Source organism: Haloimpatiens myeolchijeotgali (assembly GCF_042688525.2).
Classification (GTDB): domain Bacteria; phylum Bacillota; class Clostridia; order Clostridiales; family Clostridiaceae; genus Haloimpatiens.
The window spans coordinates 332501-349143 of the sequence record NZ_JBHWAB010000001.1 but is presented as its reverse complement, the minus strand read 5'-3'; the positions used below and the strand labels follow the sequence as shown (position 1 = coordinate 349143).

The window sequence follows — 16643 nt, the reverse complement described above, 5'->3', positions numbered from 1 at the left end:
TCCTAATTTTCTTTTTCTATCTCTCTAATTTTATCTCTTATTTCAGCAGCCTTCTCATATTCTTCTATAGCTATAGCTTTTTGAAGTTTCTCTTTTAACTTTAAAAGTGTTTTTCTTTTCATAATATTTTTTCCAGACGTTATAGGTATTTTTCCTACATGTTCAGAACTACTCTGTACTCTTTTTATAACAGAATTCATTGTAGTACTAAAATTCTTATAACACTCACTACACCCTAATAATCCTTTTTGTTTAAATTCTGTATAAGTAGTACCGCAATTTTTACAAACTGGTTCTTCATAATGACCAATACTATTAGCTGTAGAATTATGCATATAGTCCATAATGCCACTCAATATACTTTGAAATGTAAATGGTTCATTTATGTTAAAATCACCATTTAAATCTATATCCATATTTAACCCTTGTATTTTTTTTGCACATTCCTCACATAAATGCATTTCTTCTTTCTCATCATTTATAATTCTTGTTATGTGCACAGTCGCTTGTTTTTCTTTGCATATTTCACAAACCATAATATCACCCCTTTAAAATCTTATAATAAAGTTATAATAATCGTCGCTCTCAAAATATTAGCCCTAACTGCATTTTTGTTTTCTACATGATTTGATAATACCCTTTCATTTATAGCAGCTTTCATAATATTTGATTCTCTTTCTGTTATTATTTGAACTTCAAACAATCCATCTATTAACTTAACCGCATTATCGTATGTTATAGTATTCCCAATTTTTTCATTTATAATACCAAATAGTGGTTCATTACCTTCAATTTGTACTTTTCTTATTCTAATACATCCACCTCCACCTCTTTTACTTTCTATGTAATAGCCCTTATTTGGAGTAAATCTAGTAGTCAAAACATAGTTTATTTGAGAAGGTGCACAACTAAAATAATTAGCTAGTTCATTTCTCACAATCTCTAATTCATCTTCTTCATTCTCTCTTAACATGTCTTTTATAAATTGCTCTATTATATCAGATAATCTTGGCATAAATATCTCTCCTGACTTTGCCTTTCTTTGACCTTAATTCAATGATATTATTTTTACATATTTTATGCAATATGCATCATAAATATTTTTGTATGATTAAATACTAATATTAAGAATTTTCTTTGAATTGCTCTGAATTACTTTGTTTTTCTTTAATTATATGTTTTATAACTAAATACTAATAATTATTTACTAATCTTTTCAAAAATAAAAATATATTTATATAAAAGCTTTGTTTTTTTACTTGTAAAAAATTTAAAAGCTCCAAAACTCATTTTGTTTTTGGAACTTTATAATACATATTTTTAACAGGTGCATATGTAGATAATATATCTATTAACTTTTTCAATTCTTTTAAATTCATATTTCTTTTTATTATATTTATGTAATCTTTGTGGTTTTTTAAAATAATAACTATTTTATCGTCAGTATCTATTATCTCATAAACACTTTTCATATTAACTACAGTATCTTCTCTAAAAAAGCCATTATAAATAGCTATTTTTTCTCCTATAAATTTTATATATACACTTTGTTTTAAATTTAGCTTGTCAACACTAAAAAATAAGAAAGTAAGCATTGTTATTACTATTAAACAATTCAAAATATTAAATACCTCTAGTAAGTTGCCTAATAGTAACCTGTTAAAATTCAACTTCAAAAAAAATACTAAAGAAATTATAAAACCTATAACATAAATAACTCCTTCAATATTATTGTTAGGTTTTGTTTTAATCTCTAATCTTTCATAAGATAAATTTTTTTCATCCATTATATACACTCCTTACATGTCTACAATAAAATTATAACATATGTTTTAACACTATTATTTACAAAACAATTACAATAAAAATATAAAATTAGTAAATTATTAGTTATTATATCATATATTTAAATATTTATATTTTTTATCATATTCATAAATCAATTATGAAATTTGTATTATTATAATATATTTACCATATAAAAAAGCCTGCATCTTAAACGCAGACTTTTTTGCTATTTAATCCATATTTTAGTTAAAAATAAAAGTACTAAAAATAGCGAACATACAAATATAATAACGTAAGGTAATAATACTTGAAAACCAGCTATAGTAAGTGCTAATAAATCTTCAAATTTTAGCTTTTTATGATGTTTTTCTTTTTTATCTACAGATACTTTAAATGGATTTTCCATACAATTCCTCCTTTGATTCAATCTACTAAACAAGATGACACGCAACAAAATGGTCTTTATCTATTTCTCTATATTTAGGAATCTGTTCTTTACATTTCTTAGTTACATAAGGACATCTTGTATGAAATTTACATCCTGAAGGTGGATTTGATGGACTTGGTAAATCTCCTTTTAATATTATCCTATCTCTTCTTATTGTAGGATCAGGTATTGGAACAGCTGAAAGTAATGCTTTAGTATAAGGATGTACTGGGTTCTTATATAGTTCATCTTTAGGTGCCATTTCAACCATTGAACCTAAATACATAACTCCAACCTTATGTGATATATGTTTAACTACACTTAAATCATGTGATATAAATAAATATGAGAATCCCATTTTATCCTGAAGTTCTTGTAATAAATTTATTATTTGTGATTGAATAGAAACATCTAATGCTGAAACTGGTTCATCCGCTACTATAAAATCTGGATTTAAAATAAGTGCTCTTGCAATTCCAATTCTTTGTCTTTGCCCACCTGAAAATTCATGTGGATACCTTTTTATATGATATGGTGCGAGTCCACATGTTTTTATTGTTTCAATAACTCTATCGTGTATTTCCGCTTTAGAACATATTTTATGATCTTTTAATGATTCTCCTACAATTTCATTAACAGTTAATCTAGGATTTAATGAACTATAAGGATCTTGAAATATAAGCTGCATTTTTAATCTTAATTTTCTAAGTTCCTGCTTATTTAATTTATATATATCTTTATCTTTAAAATATACCTTTCCCGATGTTTTGTTCCATAATCTTAATATAGTTCTCCCTGTTGTAGATTTTCCACATCCAGATTCTCCAACTAAACCCAAAGTTTCACCTTTTTTAATATTAAAACTTATATTATCAACAGCTTTAACATATCCAACAGTTTTTTGAAAAAAACCTCCTCTTACAGGAAAATATTTTTTTAAATTCTCCACTTTAACTAAAATCTCTTTATCTTTTTCCAACTAGTCCACCTCCTTATCATAAAGCCAACATGCAACTTCATGTCTACCTTTAATCTTTTTTAAAGGTGGAATTCCTTTTTTACATTTTTCACATCTTTTTTCACATCTATCATAGAAATAGCAATAATTAGGCATATTTATTGGATTGGGTACTTGACCTGGTATAGAATATAATTTTTGTTGCTCCCTATTAATACTTGGTTTAGAATTTAATAACCCTTCTGTATATGGATGTATAGGATTCTTAAATAACTCTACTACAGGAGCTTTTTCCACTATCTTTCCTGCGTACATAACTACAACATAATCTGCCATTTCTGCTATAACTCCTAAATCGTGAGTTATAAGCATTATAGATGCTCCTATTTTTTTCTTTAAATTTCTCATCAAATCTAATATTTGTGCTTGAATTGTTACATCTAAAGCTGTTGTAGGTTCATCTGCAATTAAAAGCTTTGGACTACATGAAAGTGCCATAGCTATCATAGCCCTTTGCCTCATACCTCCACTAAGCTCATGAGGATAACAATCAATTATCTTTTCTGCTCTTGGTATTCCTACTAATTTAAGCATATCTATTGATTTTTTTGTCGCTTTTTCTTTTTCTAACTTTTCGTGAAGAATAATTGATTCACTTATCTGTTCTCCTATAGTAAATACAGGATTTAATGAAGTCATAGGTTCTTGAAATATAACAGAAATTTCATTTCCTCTTATATTTCTCACTGCTTCTTCACTTAATTCTAAAACATTTTTTCCATCAAAATATAACTCTCCACTTACAATTTTACCAGGAGGATTTGGTATAAGTCTCATAAGGGACATAGCCGTAACACTTTTTCCACATCCTGACTCTCCAACTAATCCTAAAGTTTCACCTTTCTTTATTTTAAAACTAACATCATTTACAGCCTTTACTATACCATCTTCTGTAGAAAAATACGTTTTTAGATTTCTTATGTCTACTAAATCATTTTTATCCATTTCAGCACCCCCTCCTATACCTTTAATTTAGGATCTATAGCATCTCTTAATCCATCACCAAATAAATTTATAGCCATAACTGTTAAGAAGATACAGACTCCTGGTGGTGCCCACATCCAGGCTCTATGTTGAATTGTAAATGAATCATTTACGGCTTGAATCATTTGTCCCCAAGACGATGTCGGTGGAGTAACCCCTAAGCCTAAATAACTTAAAGTAGATTCCATTAAGATTGCCCCTCCTATTCCAAGAGTAGCCGATACTATTATTGATGCTAATGTATTAGGTAATAAGTGTATAAGTATTTTCCTTTTATCACTCAACCCCAAACATTCTGCTGCTTGCATAAACTCCTGCTCTCTCAATGAAAGAATTTGCCCTCGAACTATACGACATAAACCTGGCCAACTTACAAACCCAATTATAAACATTATTACAAACAATCTATTTTGAGGATTAATCCTCAAATCTGACATTACGGCAGCAAGCATTATTAAAAGTGGTAATCCTGGTATACACATAAGTATATCTGCTATTCTCATTATAATTGTATCTACTATTCCTCCATAATATCCTGCTATTGCACCAAGTACACTTCCTATTACAATTTCAATAATTACTGCTATAATTCCCACTAATAAAGATACTCGTCCTCCATACATAAGACGTGTTAATACATCTCTTCCTACCTCATCTGTTCCCAGCCAATGTTTTGCACTAGGTGCTGCATATAAATTAGTCAAATCATTACCATCAACTTTATAATGAGATATTAACGGTCCTACAAAAGAGAATAATATCATGAAAACTAGTATATACAACCCTACTATGGCTAATTTGTTTTTCTTAAGTCTTTTCATCACAGTTTTAAATGGACTCATGACTTCTGCTTCTTTAATATCTTCATTATTAATTTTTTTTACAGACATGTTCTTCAAAATATCACCTCCCTATTGATATCTTATTCTTGGATCAATTGCTGCATAAATTATATCTGCTAATAAATTTCCTAAAAGAACTAATAAAGCAAGAAGCATATTTATTCCCATAAGCAATGGATAATCTCTTCCATTTACAGCTTTTAAAATAACTGGACCAATTCCTGGCCATCCAAATATAGTTTCAGTAATTATAGCACCACTAAATAAAGCTGGAAGCCAAAAACCAAATAGAGTTATAACAGGTATCATTGCATTTTTTAATGCATGTCTGTATATAACTACCTTTTCTTTAAGTCCTTTTGCTCTAGCTGTTCTTATATAATCTTGTCTTATTACCTCAAGCATACTAGATCTTGTATATCTCATAAAACTTGCAAGACTTGCTAATGTTAATACAATTAACGGAAGGATCATATGTTTTAATACATCTAAAAAATTACTAATACCTGATAATTTTGCTCCAGCTGTGTGCATACCTGCTACAGGAAGCCAATGTAAATCAACTGCAAACCATTTCATAAGAAGCATTCCAAAGAAAAAAGAAGGTATTGATATACCAATCAGTGCAAATACAGTGAAAAAATAATCAAATCCTGAATATTGTTTTGTTGCAGAAACAACTCCAATAGGTATAGATATTATTATGGCAAGTATAAAAGAAATTATAGAAAGTCTAAAAGAATTCCATATATATGTTTTCATTACCTTTCCTACAGGTTGTTTATAATAAAAAGACTGTCCAAAATCACCCTTTAAAGCTTTTCCTGCCCAAATTCCATATTGTACAACAGGATTTTTATCAAAATTGTATTTACTTCTTAATTCTGCTTTTGTTTCTGCACTCATATGAGGATCCATTTGCAGTGAAAGTGGATCTCCTGGAGCCATTTGTATTATTAAAAATATAAGAATAGATACTCCAATAAGTATAGGTATCATCTGTAAAAGACGCCTTAATACATAATTTTTCATTTTTTGCCCCCTTTTATATATGCCCAGCAATTTCTTGCTGAGCATAATTTAACTTTACATTACTTAATCTCTACTTTTTCAATATTAAAAGTAAAATCCATATAAGGAGAAATATCAAAACCTTTAACTCTAGAGCTAACTACCCAAATATCCTTATCTTGAGCTATAAATATATATGGTAACTCTTCATTAGCTATTTTTAACCATTTTTGATATATTTCTTTTCTCTTCTCAGTATCTATAGTTTTTATTCCATCTTGTAAAAGCTTTTCTCCTTCTTCATTTCTCCATCCTACTGTATTATATCCACCTTTTACATCTTGAGATATACCAAATATACCTAAATTATCTGGATCTATACTAAGAGCCCAGCCCATATTATACATTTGAAATTCTTGTTTATCAAAAACTTTATTCTGCATTGTAGCGCCTTCCATAAGTTCTGCTCTAACATCTATCCCTATTTTTTTCCAGCATTCTTTTACTATTGGTATTAAAGTAGCTACATATTTACTTCCTGTATAAGTGTACCAATCAATTGTAAATTTTTTACCATCTTTATATCTCCATCCATCATCCTTTTTAACCCATCCAGCTTCATCTAATAATTGATTAGCTTTTTCTGGATTATATTCGTATTTCTTTAAGTCATCAGTATAAGCCCAAGAAACTGGAGACATTGGTCCATTACATACATCAGCATATTCTCCAAAATAAGCCTTTACAAATCCTTCTCTATTTAAACCATAAGTCAACGCTTGACGAACTTTTTTATCTTTAAATTTGTCTAATCTCAAATTTGGTCCTATATAAGTGTATCCATTAGCAGGGTATATTTGCATATCTAAAAATCCTGCATCTTTAATTTGCTGTACATTTTCTGCTCTAGCTGCTATTCCACATACATCAACTTCACCAGCTAATATTTGTTGAATTTCATTTTCTGCTGTTGTAGCTTTTATAATTAAGTTTTTAACTTTCGGTTCACCTTTCCAAAAATTTGGATTACTTTCAAGAACCACTTCTTGTCCTGGCTTGTATTCCTTAAAAATATAAGCACCAGAACCCATAGGTTTTACAAATTTAGGTTCTATTTCTTTTATATTTCCTTTTTTAAAACCATAATATTTCTTTGACATAATTCCATATCCAAAATCATATATTGCAGGTGCTTTTACTTGTGTTAATGTAAAAGAAATTGTATGGGGATCTATAACTTTTATACCTTTAACTTTTTCTGCATTTCCTTTATGATATTCTTTATATCCTTCTAATTTTTCAACTGCATCAAATCTTGGTCCAGTATAATTAGGATCACATATTGCTGTATAAGTAAACTCAACATCTTCTGTTGTCAAATCATCTCCATTTGAGAATTTTACTCCATCTTTTAAATGGAAAGTATAAGTTTTTCCATCTTCAGAAATCTCCCATTTTTCAGCTAAGCTTGGAGTTGGATTTCCTTTTTCATCATTACTAACCATTCCATCAAATATAAGTGAAACTACATAACTATCATCTACAAGTGATGAATAAATAGGATTGAATTTTCCTTCTGGTGTGTGAACTCCTATTACTAATGTATCCTTTCTTTCTCCTGCTGCAGGTGGTAACTTTTCTGGATTTGAAGCTTTAATTACGTTAGTATATTCAGATTTTGGTTTAGTCTCTTCATTATTTGCTTGTTCATCTTCTTTTCCTTTTTCCTCATTCTGCTCAACACTAGGTTTCTTTTCATCGCTATTATCTTTTGGTTTATCCTTACATCCTGAAAAAACTAGCATAAATGCTGTCAGCAAGCCAAGAACTGCAAAAAGCTTTCTTTTTTTCCTCTTCATTTCACAACCCCTTTTCTTTTTTTTTACATTAATATATATATAAGTTCTAAATATAAATTTAGAACTTATATAAAAAAAAACTGCTAAACTTAGCAGTTTTCAATTTCATAAAAATTGTCTTCTTTAAATTGTGTATTATATAAATTAAAATATATTCCTTTTTTCATCATAAGTTCTTTATGCGTTCCTATTTCTTCTATTCCTTTATCTGTTAATACAACTATCTCATCTGCATTTTTTATAGTTGAAAGCCTGTGTGCAACAACTATAGTAGTTCTTCCTTTTGAAAGTTGTTCTAAAGATTTTTGTATCATAAGCTCTGTTTCATTATCAAGAGCTGAAGTAGCTTCATCAAGTATCAATATTGGAGGATTTTTTAAAAATACTCTTGATATAGAAATTCTTTGCTTTTGTCCTCCTGATAATTTTATTCCTCTCTCTCCAACATAAGTTTCATATTTATCAGGGAGTTCCATAATAAAATCATGTATATTAGCACTTTTAGCCGCTTGTATTATATCTTCATCACAAGCATCTGATCTTCCATATAATATATTCTCTTTTATTGTTCCTGTAAATAAAAAAACATCTTGCTGAACAATCCCTATGTTACTTCTTAAAGATTTTAAAGTAACGTCTTTTATATTTTTTCCATCTATAAGTATTTCTCCATTAGTTACTTCATAAAATCTAGGTATAAGATGACATAAAGTTGTTTTTCCACCACCTGAAGGACCAACTAGCGCTAACGTTTTCCCTTTATTTACCTTCAAGTTTAAGTGGTTTAAAATGAATTTTTTTTCATTATATTTAAATGTTACATCCTTAAATTCTATATTACCCTTCACATTATTAATTTTTACAGCATTTTTACTATCTTTTATTTTAGGTTCTATATTCATTATTTCAATAAATCTCTCAAATCCAGCCATTCCAGATTGGTATTGTTCCACAAAACTAGCAAGCCTCCTTATAGGTTGTATAAACAAATTTATGTATAAAAAGTATGCTACTAAATCTCCATTATTTATTACACCTCTATATACAAACAGTCCTCCTACAAGCATTACTACTACATTTAAAATATTTATCATAAATCTTATTCCTGAAAAAAATTCAGCCATTGATTTATATGCATATTCACGTGAATATCTAAATTCTACATTTCCTTCATCAAACTTATGCATCTCATAATCTTCATTAGTAAAAGATTTTGCTACCCTTATTCCTAAAATACTATTCTCCAACTGTGAATTTACATTTGCAATCTTTTTACGAACGTCTTTAAATGCTTTAGACATTTTCACTCTTTTCTTTATTGCAAACCAAACCATTATAGGTATAAATGCAAATACTATTAAAGTAAGTCTTATATTAATAGTGCAAAGTATAATAAAAGATCCTACTATCATAACAATAGAAATAAATAAATCTTCTGGTCCATGATGTGCAAGCTCTGATATTTGTTGTAAATCATTAACTATTCTTGACATTATATGTCCTGTTTTATTATCGTCAAAATAGCTAAAAGATAATTTCTGTAGGTGTGCAAATATGTCTTTTCTCATATCATACTGCATTCTTACCCCAACGACATGTCCCCAATAATCTACTATGTAGTTAAATATCAATTTCATTATATATAAGCCAATTAAAATGGCAGATAAAATATACAACATTTCTAATTTTCTATTTGGAATTACATCATTAATAATTTGCCTTGTGAACATAGGAAAAAATAAATCAGCACCGGATACTAAAAATGCACAAAGTAAATCCAACATAAAAAGTTTCATATGAGGTTTATAATATTTTAAAAATTTTTTTACCACTTAATCTCCTCCTTTTTTCTACCTACTTATTCTTACAAATAATTTATTATATTATAAAAAAAATAGCTCAGAATAAAATTATTATCATTCTGAGCTAATTATATACAGTTTATACTTATATAAATAATGTTATTATATCATACTTATTTTAAATTATTATTATTTTTTGCCATATAATCTTCTATTTCACTAATTTCTTTAATCATGTTTTTAGTTAATACCTCACAACCATCTTCTGTTACAAGTAAATCATCTTCTATTCTTATACCTATTCCTTCTTCTGGTATATACAATCCTGGTTCATCTGTAAATACCATTCCTGGTTTTAATCTATCGTCTTTTCCTCCAACATCGTGTGTATCAAGTCCAAGATGATGACCTACACTATGAAAATAGTATTTAGATAATTCTGATGGATCCTTCATAAGTCCAAGTTCTATGCAGCCTTGTGCCAAAATTTCTCTTGTCTTAGCTTCTAACTCTGCAAAACTAACACCTGGTTTAGTCATTTCTATAACATTTTTATTAGCTCTTAACACTACATTATATACTTGTTTTTGTCTTTCTGTAAATTTACCATTTAGAGGTATTGCACGACTTATGTCTCCATTATAATATTTATATTGTGCACCCAAATCAAATTGTATAAGTTCTCTATCTTTAGTTTTACAATTATTATCTGAATAATGAAGAGTTGCAGCATTTTTTCCAGATGCAGCTATTGTTTTAAAAGCTTTATCTGTTACTCCATTACTTATTAATACAAAATCAAAGTATGCTTCTACCTGGTATTCCATCATTCCCGGTTTCATATTTCTCATTGTATTATATATTCCTTCTTCAGTTATTCTTATAGCTTCTCTTATATTGTCTATTTCCTCTTTAGATTTAACTAGTCTCATTTTACATATATTATGATAAATATTTCTTATATTTAAAAACGGATATTTTTCTTTTGCATACTTTGCAAATTCTTGAGCCTTAGTCATTGGTATATCCCATTCAGCTCTTTCTAAATCCAAATACAAGTTATTATATTCATATCTTTCAAATAAAAATCCTAGTACATCATAAAATTTATCTAAGTATTGAATATCTTCAATCCCTGATATTTCATTTGCCTCATTAATAGACATCTTTTCTCCAATCCATCTTGCAAGTTGTGGATCATTTTTTTCTATAAATAGGCTTTGATGAACTTGTCCATTTCTTTTGTACATCATAAGAATCATATTTTGTCGATTTATACCTGTAAGATAGTAAAAATTCCTATTAGGAGTAAAATTGTAAACTTCGTCTGCTGATTTATATGGTTCTCTTCCTGCAAATAATAGTACTATAGATTTATCTTCTACTAACTCCATTAACTTTGTTCTTTTATCAATAAAAATTTCTTTTCTCATATATATCACCTCTCGAAACTTCATATATTATCAAATAACTTACAAACTTAAATATAACATTAAATTTAAAATATTTCAATGTTTTCAAATAATAATATTATTTTCTAAATTATATCTTTTTTAAACAGTTTTTTAAAATTACCTACCAAATACATTTGTGTATTTTAAACCAATTACTATATATATTCCTTAATTTTTAATCATTATAAAATACAAAAAGCAGCAAAGCTGCTTTTAAATTATTGCTTTAATTTTTCTACTTCTACCTCTGAAGCTTTCTTTATTCTTTCTCTAGCTTCATCATAAAATACCCATGTGTTTGATTTTAGTCCATATTCAAATTCTACATTAACATCAAAATCTCTTGGACGAACTCTTACCCCATCAGATCCATAAGCTTGATTTATTAAATTCATATCGTCATATTTTCCCCTATCAATTTCTATAAGCCTTGATGCAGTATGTTTCATGTTCTCTCCCTCCTTCATAAATAACATTAAAATTACTGTTTTTGAGCATTGTATAAACAGTATCTGAATCTACTTTATTCCTTGACTTTATATTAATAATAATTTCATCATTTTCTTTTAAAAATTGAATGTAATCACTTATGTTAGTATAATCACTTAATTGAATGTTTCCATCTATATTAAGACTATACCGAGTCATATTACCCCTCCTTACTTTAATTAGTTTTTACATAAATTCATTAAATATACACTTTGCAATGATTAAAATCATTACATATTTTAAAACGCAAAAAAATCCTGATTAATCAATCAGGATTTTTTATAACTATTTTTAATCATAAGATGTACATGCACATTATATAATAAACTTTATTCTTGTTTATTTGAACCTTGAATTATTTTTTCAGCTTCATTTGTTGGAACCTCCTCATATCTTTCAAAGTTCATAGTAAATGTTCCTCTAGCTCCAGTAATTGATTTTAAATCTGTAGCATATTGAAGAAGCTCTGCTTGAGGAATTTCTGCAATTATTTTTTGATGTCCACTTTGAGGTTCCATCCCCAATATTCTTCCTCTTTTTTGTTTATATCTGCCATTATATCTCCCATATACTCATCTGGAACAGTAACTTCTAAATGCATTACTGGCTCTAAAAGTATTGGTTGAGCATTCTTTAAACCTTTTTTGTATGCTAGAGACGCTGCAAGTTTAAATGCCATTTCTGATGAATCAACTGGATGATATGAACCATCATGCAGAGTAGCTTTCAACTTTATAACAGGATATCCAGCTAAAACTCCATGTTTAATACATTCTCTTAGACCTTTTTCAACAGCTGGTATATATTGTCGAGGAACCACTCCTCCAACAACTTTATCTACAAATTCAAGTTCATCATTCCCATCAGTTCTAGGTTCAAATTTAATTTTTACATCTCCATATTGTCCATGACCACCAGATTGTTTTTTATGTTTTCCTTGAACATCCGAAGCCATTTTTATTGCTTCCCTATATGGAATTTTAGGTAATCTTAACTCTATATTAACTCCAAATTTACTTTTCAATTTATTACTTATAATATCTAAATGAGTAACCCCTAATCCAGATATTATCGTTTCTGCATTTTCCACATCTCTGGATATTTCAAAAGTTAAATCCTCTTCTATTAATTTATGAAGTCCAGAAGACAACTTATCTTCGTCTCCCTTAGATGTAGTAAATACAGATCTTGACAACATTGGTTTTGGAAACTCTATAGACTCAAACTTAATTTTATTAGACACATCACATAGTGTATCTCCTGTAGTTGTACATTGAAGCTTTGCTACAGCACCTAGATCTCCTGCTATAATTTCCTTTGTAGAAATTTGATCTTTTCCTTTTAAATAGTACATATTACCTATTTTTTCTTGTTTACCTTTATTAGTATTATATACTACAGTATCTTGTTTAATTTTACCACTCATTACTTTGAATAATGATAACTTTCCTACAAATGGATCTGCTATTGTTTTAAAAATAAACGCTGAAAATGGGCCATTTTCATCAATTTTAATTTGTTTTTCTTCATTTGATTTTATATCTAACACCGTTGCAAAATTTGAATCTGTTGGTGATGGAAAACATTCAACAATATCTTCAAGCAAGGTATGTGTTCCAATTCCTAAATAAGCAGAACCACACATAACTGGAGCAATTTCTCCTTCTGCAGCTCCTTTAATCAATCCATTATAAATTTCTTCATCAGTTAATGTTCCCTCATTAAAATATTTATCCAATAATACTTCATCAGTTTCTGCAACTGCTTCAATAATCATATTTTTACATTTTTCTACCTTACCTACTAATTCTTCTGGTACTTTTGCTTCTTCCATTTCATGAGTCTTAGGATTAAATATTCTAGCCCTCCTTGATATAACATTAATGATTCCTTTAAAATTTTCTTCTTTACCTATTGGATATTGAATTGGAACTACAGAAATTCCAAATTTATCTTTTAATTGGTTTAAAACCTTTTCAAAATCACTATTTTCTCTATCTAATTTATTTATAAAAAATGCTCTGGGTAAATTATGATTATTTACATACTTCCAAGCTTTTTCTGTTCCAACTTCAATTCCTGATACCCCACAAACACTTATTATAGATATATCTGCTGCTCTCAATCCTTCAATCATTTCGCCAACAAAATCAAAATATCCAGGAGTATCTATTATATTAATTTTAGTATCTTCCCATTCACATGGAGCTATTGCCGTAGAAATAGATATTTTTCTTCTTTTTTCTTCCATATCATAATCACATATAGTGTTTCCTTCTTCTACTTTTCCTAATCTATCTGTAACTTTAGTATAATATAATAACGCTTCTGCAATTGATGTTTTTCCAGAACCACTGTGGCCTATTATACCAATATTTCTTAAATTTTTAGTTTTATAATGTTTCATTTGCATTTCCCCCTTAATATAGATTTAACATTAAATATATTATTCTATTTAACGGAGAAATATCCTTTAAAATAAATTAAATTTTCAAAATAATTAGAATTGTCTATAAATACTTTATAAGTTCTTATAAAATCAAAAAAACATATAATAAATTATTATATGTTCAAAAAATAAAAATGGCTCCGCAGAGAGGACTCGAACCTCCAACCTATCGGTTAACAGCCGAGTGCTCCACCATTGAGCTACTGCGGAACATTTATGTTCTCATATATTATTAAGTTTTATGAATAATATACTTTAATTTAATGGCTCCGCGGAGAGGACTCGAACCTCCAACCTATCGGTTAACAGCCGAGTGCTCCACCATTGAGCTACCGCGGAACATTATTGACCTGGCGACGACCTACTCTTCCACAGGGCTTCCCCTGCAGTACCATCGGCGCTTCAAAGCTTAACCGTCCTGTTCGGAATGGGAAGGGGTGTTACCTTTGAGCCATAATCACCAGATTATTGTTCTTTCAAAATTGCACAGTGTTAATTATTTGGTCAAGCCCTCGACTTATTAGTATCAGTCAGCTTAACATGTTACCACGCTTACACCTCTGACCTATCAACCTGGTAGTCTTCCAGGAGTCTTACTAGCTTACGCTATGGGAAATCTAATCTTGAGGTGGGCTTCACGCTTAGATGCTTTCAGCGTTTATCCCGTCCCAACATAGCTACCCAGCTATGCCATTGGCATGACAACTGGTGCACCAGAGGTTGGTCCATCCCGGTCCTCTCGTACTAAGGACAGCTCCTCTCAAATTTCCTACGCCCGCGACGGAAAGGGACCGAACTGTCTCACGACGTTCTGAACCCAGCTCGCGTGCCACTTTAATGGGCGAACAGCCCAACCCTTGGGACCGACTTCAGCCCCAGGATGTGACGAGCCGACATCGAGGTGCCAAACCTCCCCGTCGATGTGGACTCTTGGGGGAGATCAGCCTGTTATCCCCGAGGTAGCTTTTATCCGTTGAGCGATGGCCCTCCCACGAGGAACCACCGGATCACTAAGCCCGACTTTCGTCCCTGCTCCACTTGTATGTGTCGCAGTCAAGCTCCCTTATGCCTTTGCACTCTGCGCGCAATTTCCAACTGCGCTGAGGGAACCTTTGGGCGCCTCCGTTACATTTTAGGAGGCGACCGCCCCAGTCAAACTGCCCACCTAACAATGTCCCGTGACCAGATACATGGCCTCCGGTTAGAATTTCAATACTGTCAGGGTGGTATCCCAAGGACGACTCCATAGAAGCTGACGCCCCTATTTCTAAGTCTCCCACCTATCCTGTACAGACAATACCGAAATTCAATGCTAAGCTACAGTAAAGCTCTACGGGGTCTTTCCGTCCAATCGCGGGTAGAGGGCATCTTCACCCCCACTACAATTTCACCGGATTTGTTGTCGAGACAGTGCTCAAATCATTACGCCATTCGTGCGGGTCGGAACTTACCCGACAAGGAATTTCGCTACCTTAGGACCGTTATAGTTACGGCCGCCGTTTACTGGGGCTTAAGTTCAAGGCTTCGCTTACGCTAACCAATCCCCTTAACCTTCCAGCACCGGGCAGGCGTCAGCCCCTATACATCAGCTTTCGCTTTAGCAGAGACCTGTGTTTTTGCTAAACAGTTGCTTGAGCCTATTCACTGCGGCCTGCTCTCGCAGGCACCCCTTCTCCCTAAGTTACGGGGTTAATTTGCCGAGTTCCTTGACAACAATTCTTCCGCTGGCCTTAGGATTCTCTCCTCATCTACCTGTGTCGGTTTGCGGTACGGGCACCATCTTCCTCGATAGAGGCTTTTCTTGGCAGTGTGGAATCAGATACTTCGCTACTAAAATTTCGCTCCCCATAACACCTCAAGCTTAAGATTGAACGGATTTGCCTGTTCAATCACTCTAAGTGCTTAGACGCACATCCAACAGTGCGCACATCTTATCCTTCTGCGTCACCCCATTTCTCAAACGGAAAATGGCGGTATCGGAATATCAACCGATTGTCCATCACCTACGCCTTTCGGCCTCGGCTTAGGTCCCGACTAACCCTGAGCGGACGAGCCTTCCTCAGGAAACCTTAGATTTTCGGCCAACAGGATTCTCACCTGTTTGTCGCTACTTATGCCAGCATTCTCACTCCTATATCGTCCACCGCTCCTTACGGTACGACTTCAGCCAATATAGGAAGCTCCTCTACCGCTCTTTCGAGCCCATAGCTTCGGTGGTAAGTTTGAGCCCCGGACATTTTCGGCGCAGGATCTCTTGACTAGTGAGCTATTACGCACTCTTTGAATGAGTGGCTGCTTCTGAGCCAACATCCTAGTTGTCTTAGAAATCCCACATCCTTTACCACTTAACTTACACTTTGGGACCTTAGCTGATGATCTGGGCTGTTTCCCTTTTGACCACGGATCTTATCATTCGCAGTCTGACTGCCAGGATACAAGTAGATGGCATTCGGAGTTTGATAAGGTTCAGTAACCACTATGGCCCCTAGCCTATTCAGTGCTCTACCTCCATTACTCAAT

General features: G+C 31.4%; 13 protein-coding genes, 2 tRNA genes, 2 rRNA genes and 1 pseudogene (1 of these 18 cut by a window edge). All 18 read right to left on the bottom strand.

The annotated features are described in order from the left end of the window. Nucleotides 1-2: 2 nt before the first annotated feature. Nucleotides 3-536: a UvrB/UvrC motif-containing protein gene (locus ACFIJ5_RS01785; RefSeq protein ID WP_379803079.1), complete on the bottom strand. Its 534-nt coding sequence runs from the start codon at nucleotides 534-536 to the stop codon at nucleotides 3-5. Nucleotides 537-556: 20 nt separating this feature from the next. Then, nucleotides 557-1015, bottom strand: a complete 459-nt coding sequence (locus tag ACFIJ5_RS01780) for a CtsR family transcriptional regulator (protein WP_379803077.1) — start codon at nucleotides 1013-1015, stop codon at nucleotides 557-559. A 271-nt stretch (nucleotides 1016-1286) separates the two neighbouring features. Then, nucleotides 1287-1787, bottom strand: coding sequence for a hypothetical protein (locus ACFIJ5_RS01775; RefSeq protein WP_379803075.1), 501 nt, complete (start codon nucleotides 1785-1787; stop codon nucleotides 1287-1289). A gap of 227 nt (nucleotides 1788-2014) precedes the next feature. Then, on the bottom strand, nucleotides 2015-2194 hold the full coding sequence (locus ACFIJ5_RS01770) for a hypothetical protein (RefSeq protein ID WP_379803073.1): 180 nt from the start codon (nucleotides 2192-2194) through the stop codon (nucleotides 2015-2017). 25 nt (nucleotides 2195-2219) lie between these two features. Beyond that, entirely contained in the window at nucleotides 2220-3194 is a 975-nt protein-coding gene (locus ACFIJ5_RS01765; RefSeq protein WP_379803071.1) for an ABC transporter ATP-binding protein, read from the bottom strand. Next, the gene (locus tag ACFIJ5_RS01760) at nucleotides 3195-4178 is read right to left on the bottom strand and encodes an ABC transporter ATP-binding protein (RefSeq protein ID WP_379803068.1); all 984 of its coding nucleotides are present in this window, start codon (nucleotides 4176-4178) and stop codon (nucleotides 3195-3197) included. It abuts the gene before it with no gap. A 14-nt stretch (nucleotides 4179-4192) separates the two neighbouring features. Beyond that, nucleotides 4193-5107, bottom strand: a complete 915-nt coding sequence (opp4C, locus tag ACFIJ5_RS01755) for an oligopeptide ABC transporter permease (protein WP_379809496.1) — start codon at nucleotides 5105-5107, stop codon at nucleotides 4193-4195. Nucleotides 5108-5128: 21 nt separating this feature from the next. After that, nucleotides 5129-6091 (bottom strand): ABC transporter permease, encoded by a 963-nt coding sequence (locus ACFIJ5_RS01750; RefSeq protein ID WP_379803066.1) that lies wholly within the window; start codon nucleotides 6089-6091, stop codon nucleotides 5129-5131. 59 nt (nucleotides 6092-6150) lie between these two features. Beyond that, complete coding sequence (locus ACFIJ5_RS01745; RefSeq protein WP_379803063.1) at nucleotides 6151-7929, bottom strand: ABC transporter substrate-binding protein; 1779 nt, start codon at nucleotides 7927-7929, stop codon at nucleotides 6151-6153. An 89-nt stretch (nucleotides 7930-8018) separates the two neighbouring features. Next, nucleotides 8019-9761 carry an ABC transporter ATP-binding protein gene (locus ACFIJ5_RS01740; protein ID WP_379803061.1) on the bottom strand — a complete coding sequence of 581 codons (1743 nt, stop codon included), beginning with the start codon at nucleotides 9759-9761 and terminating at the stop codon, nucleotides 8019-8021. Between the two features lie 143 nt (nucleotides 9762-9904). Next, on the bottom strand, nucleotides 9905-11164 hold the full coding sequence (locus ACFIJ5_RS01735) for an aminopeptidase P family protein (RefSeq protein WP_379803058.1): 1260 nt from the start codon (nucleotides 11162-11164) through the stop codon (nucleotides 9905-9907). Between the two features lie 239 nt (nucleotides 11165-11403). Beyond that, complete coding sequence (locus ACFIJ5_RS01730; protein WP_379803055.1) at nucleotides 11404-11634, bottom strand: hypothetical protein; 231 nt, start codon at nucleotides 11632-11634, stop codon at nucleotides 11404-11406. Continuing rightward, nucleotides 11600-11833 (bottom strand): hypothetical protein, encoded by a 234-nt coding sequence (locus ACFIJ5_RS01725; RefSeq protein ID WP_379803052.1) that lies wholly within the window; start codon nucleotides 11831-11833, stop codon nucleotides 11600-11602. Before ACFIJ5_RS01725 ends, ACFIJ5_RS01730 begins: the two co-directional genes overlap by 35 nt. 170 nt (nucleotides 11834-12003) lie before the next feature. Continuing rightward, a pseudogene (fusA, locus tag ACFIJ5_RS01720) lies at nucleotides 12004-14081 on the bottom strand (elongation factor G). 177 nt (nucleotides 14082-14258) lie between these two features. Then, a tRNA-Asn gene (locus ACFIJ5_RS01715) sits at nucleotides 14259-14333 on the bottom strand. A gap of 54 nt (nucleotides 14334-14387) precedes the next feature. Continuing rightward, nucleotides 14388-14462: transfer RNA gene (locus ACFIJ5_RS01710), tRNA-Asn, on the bottom strand. A 9-nt stretch (nucleotides 14463-14471) separates the two neighbouring features. Then, nucleotides 14472-14588 (bottom strand): 5S ribosomal RNA (gene rrf, locus ACFIJ5_RS01705). Nucleotides 14589-14623: 35 nt separating this feature from the next. After that, nucleotides 14624-16643, bottom strand: a 23S ribosomal RNA gene (locus ACFIJ5_RS01700); it runs 879 nt beyond the window's last position.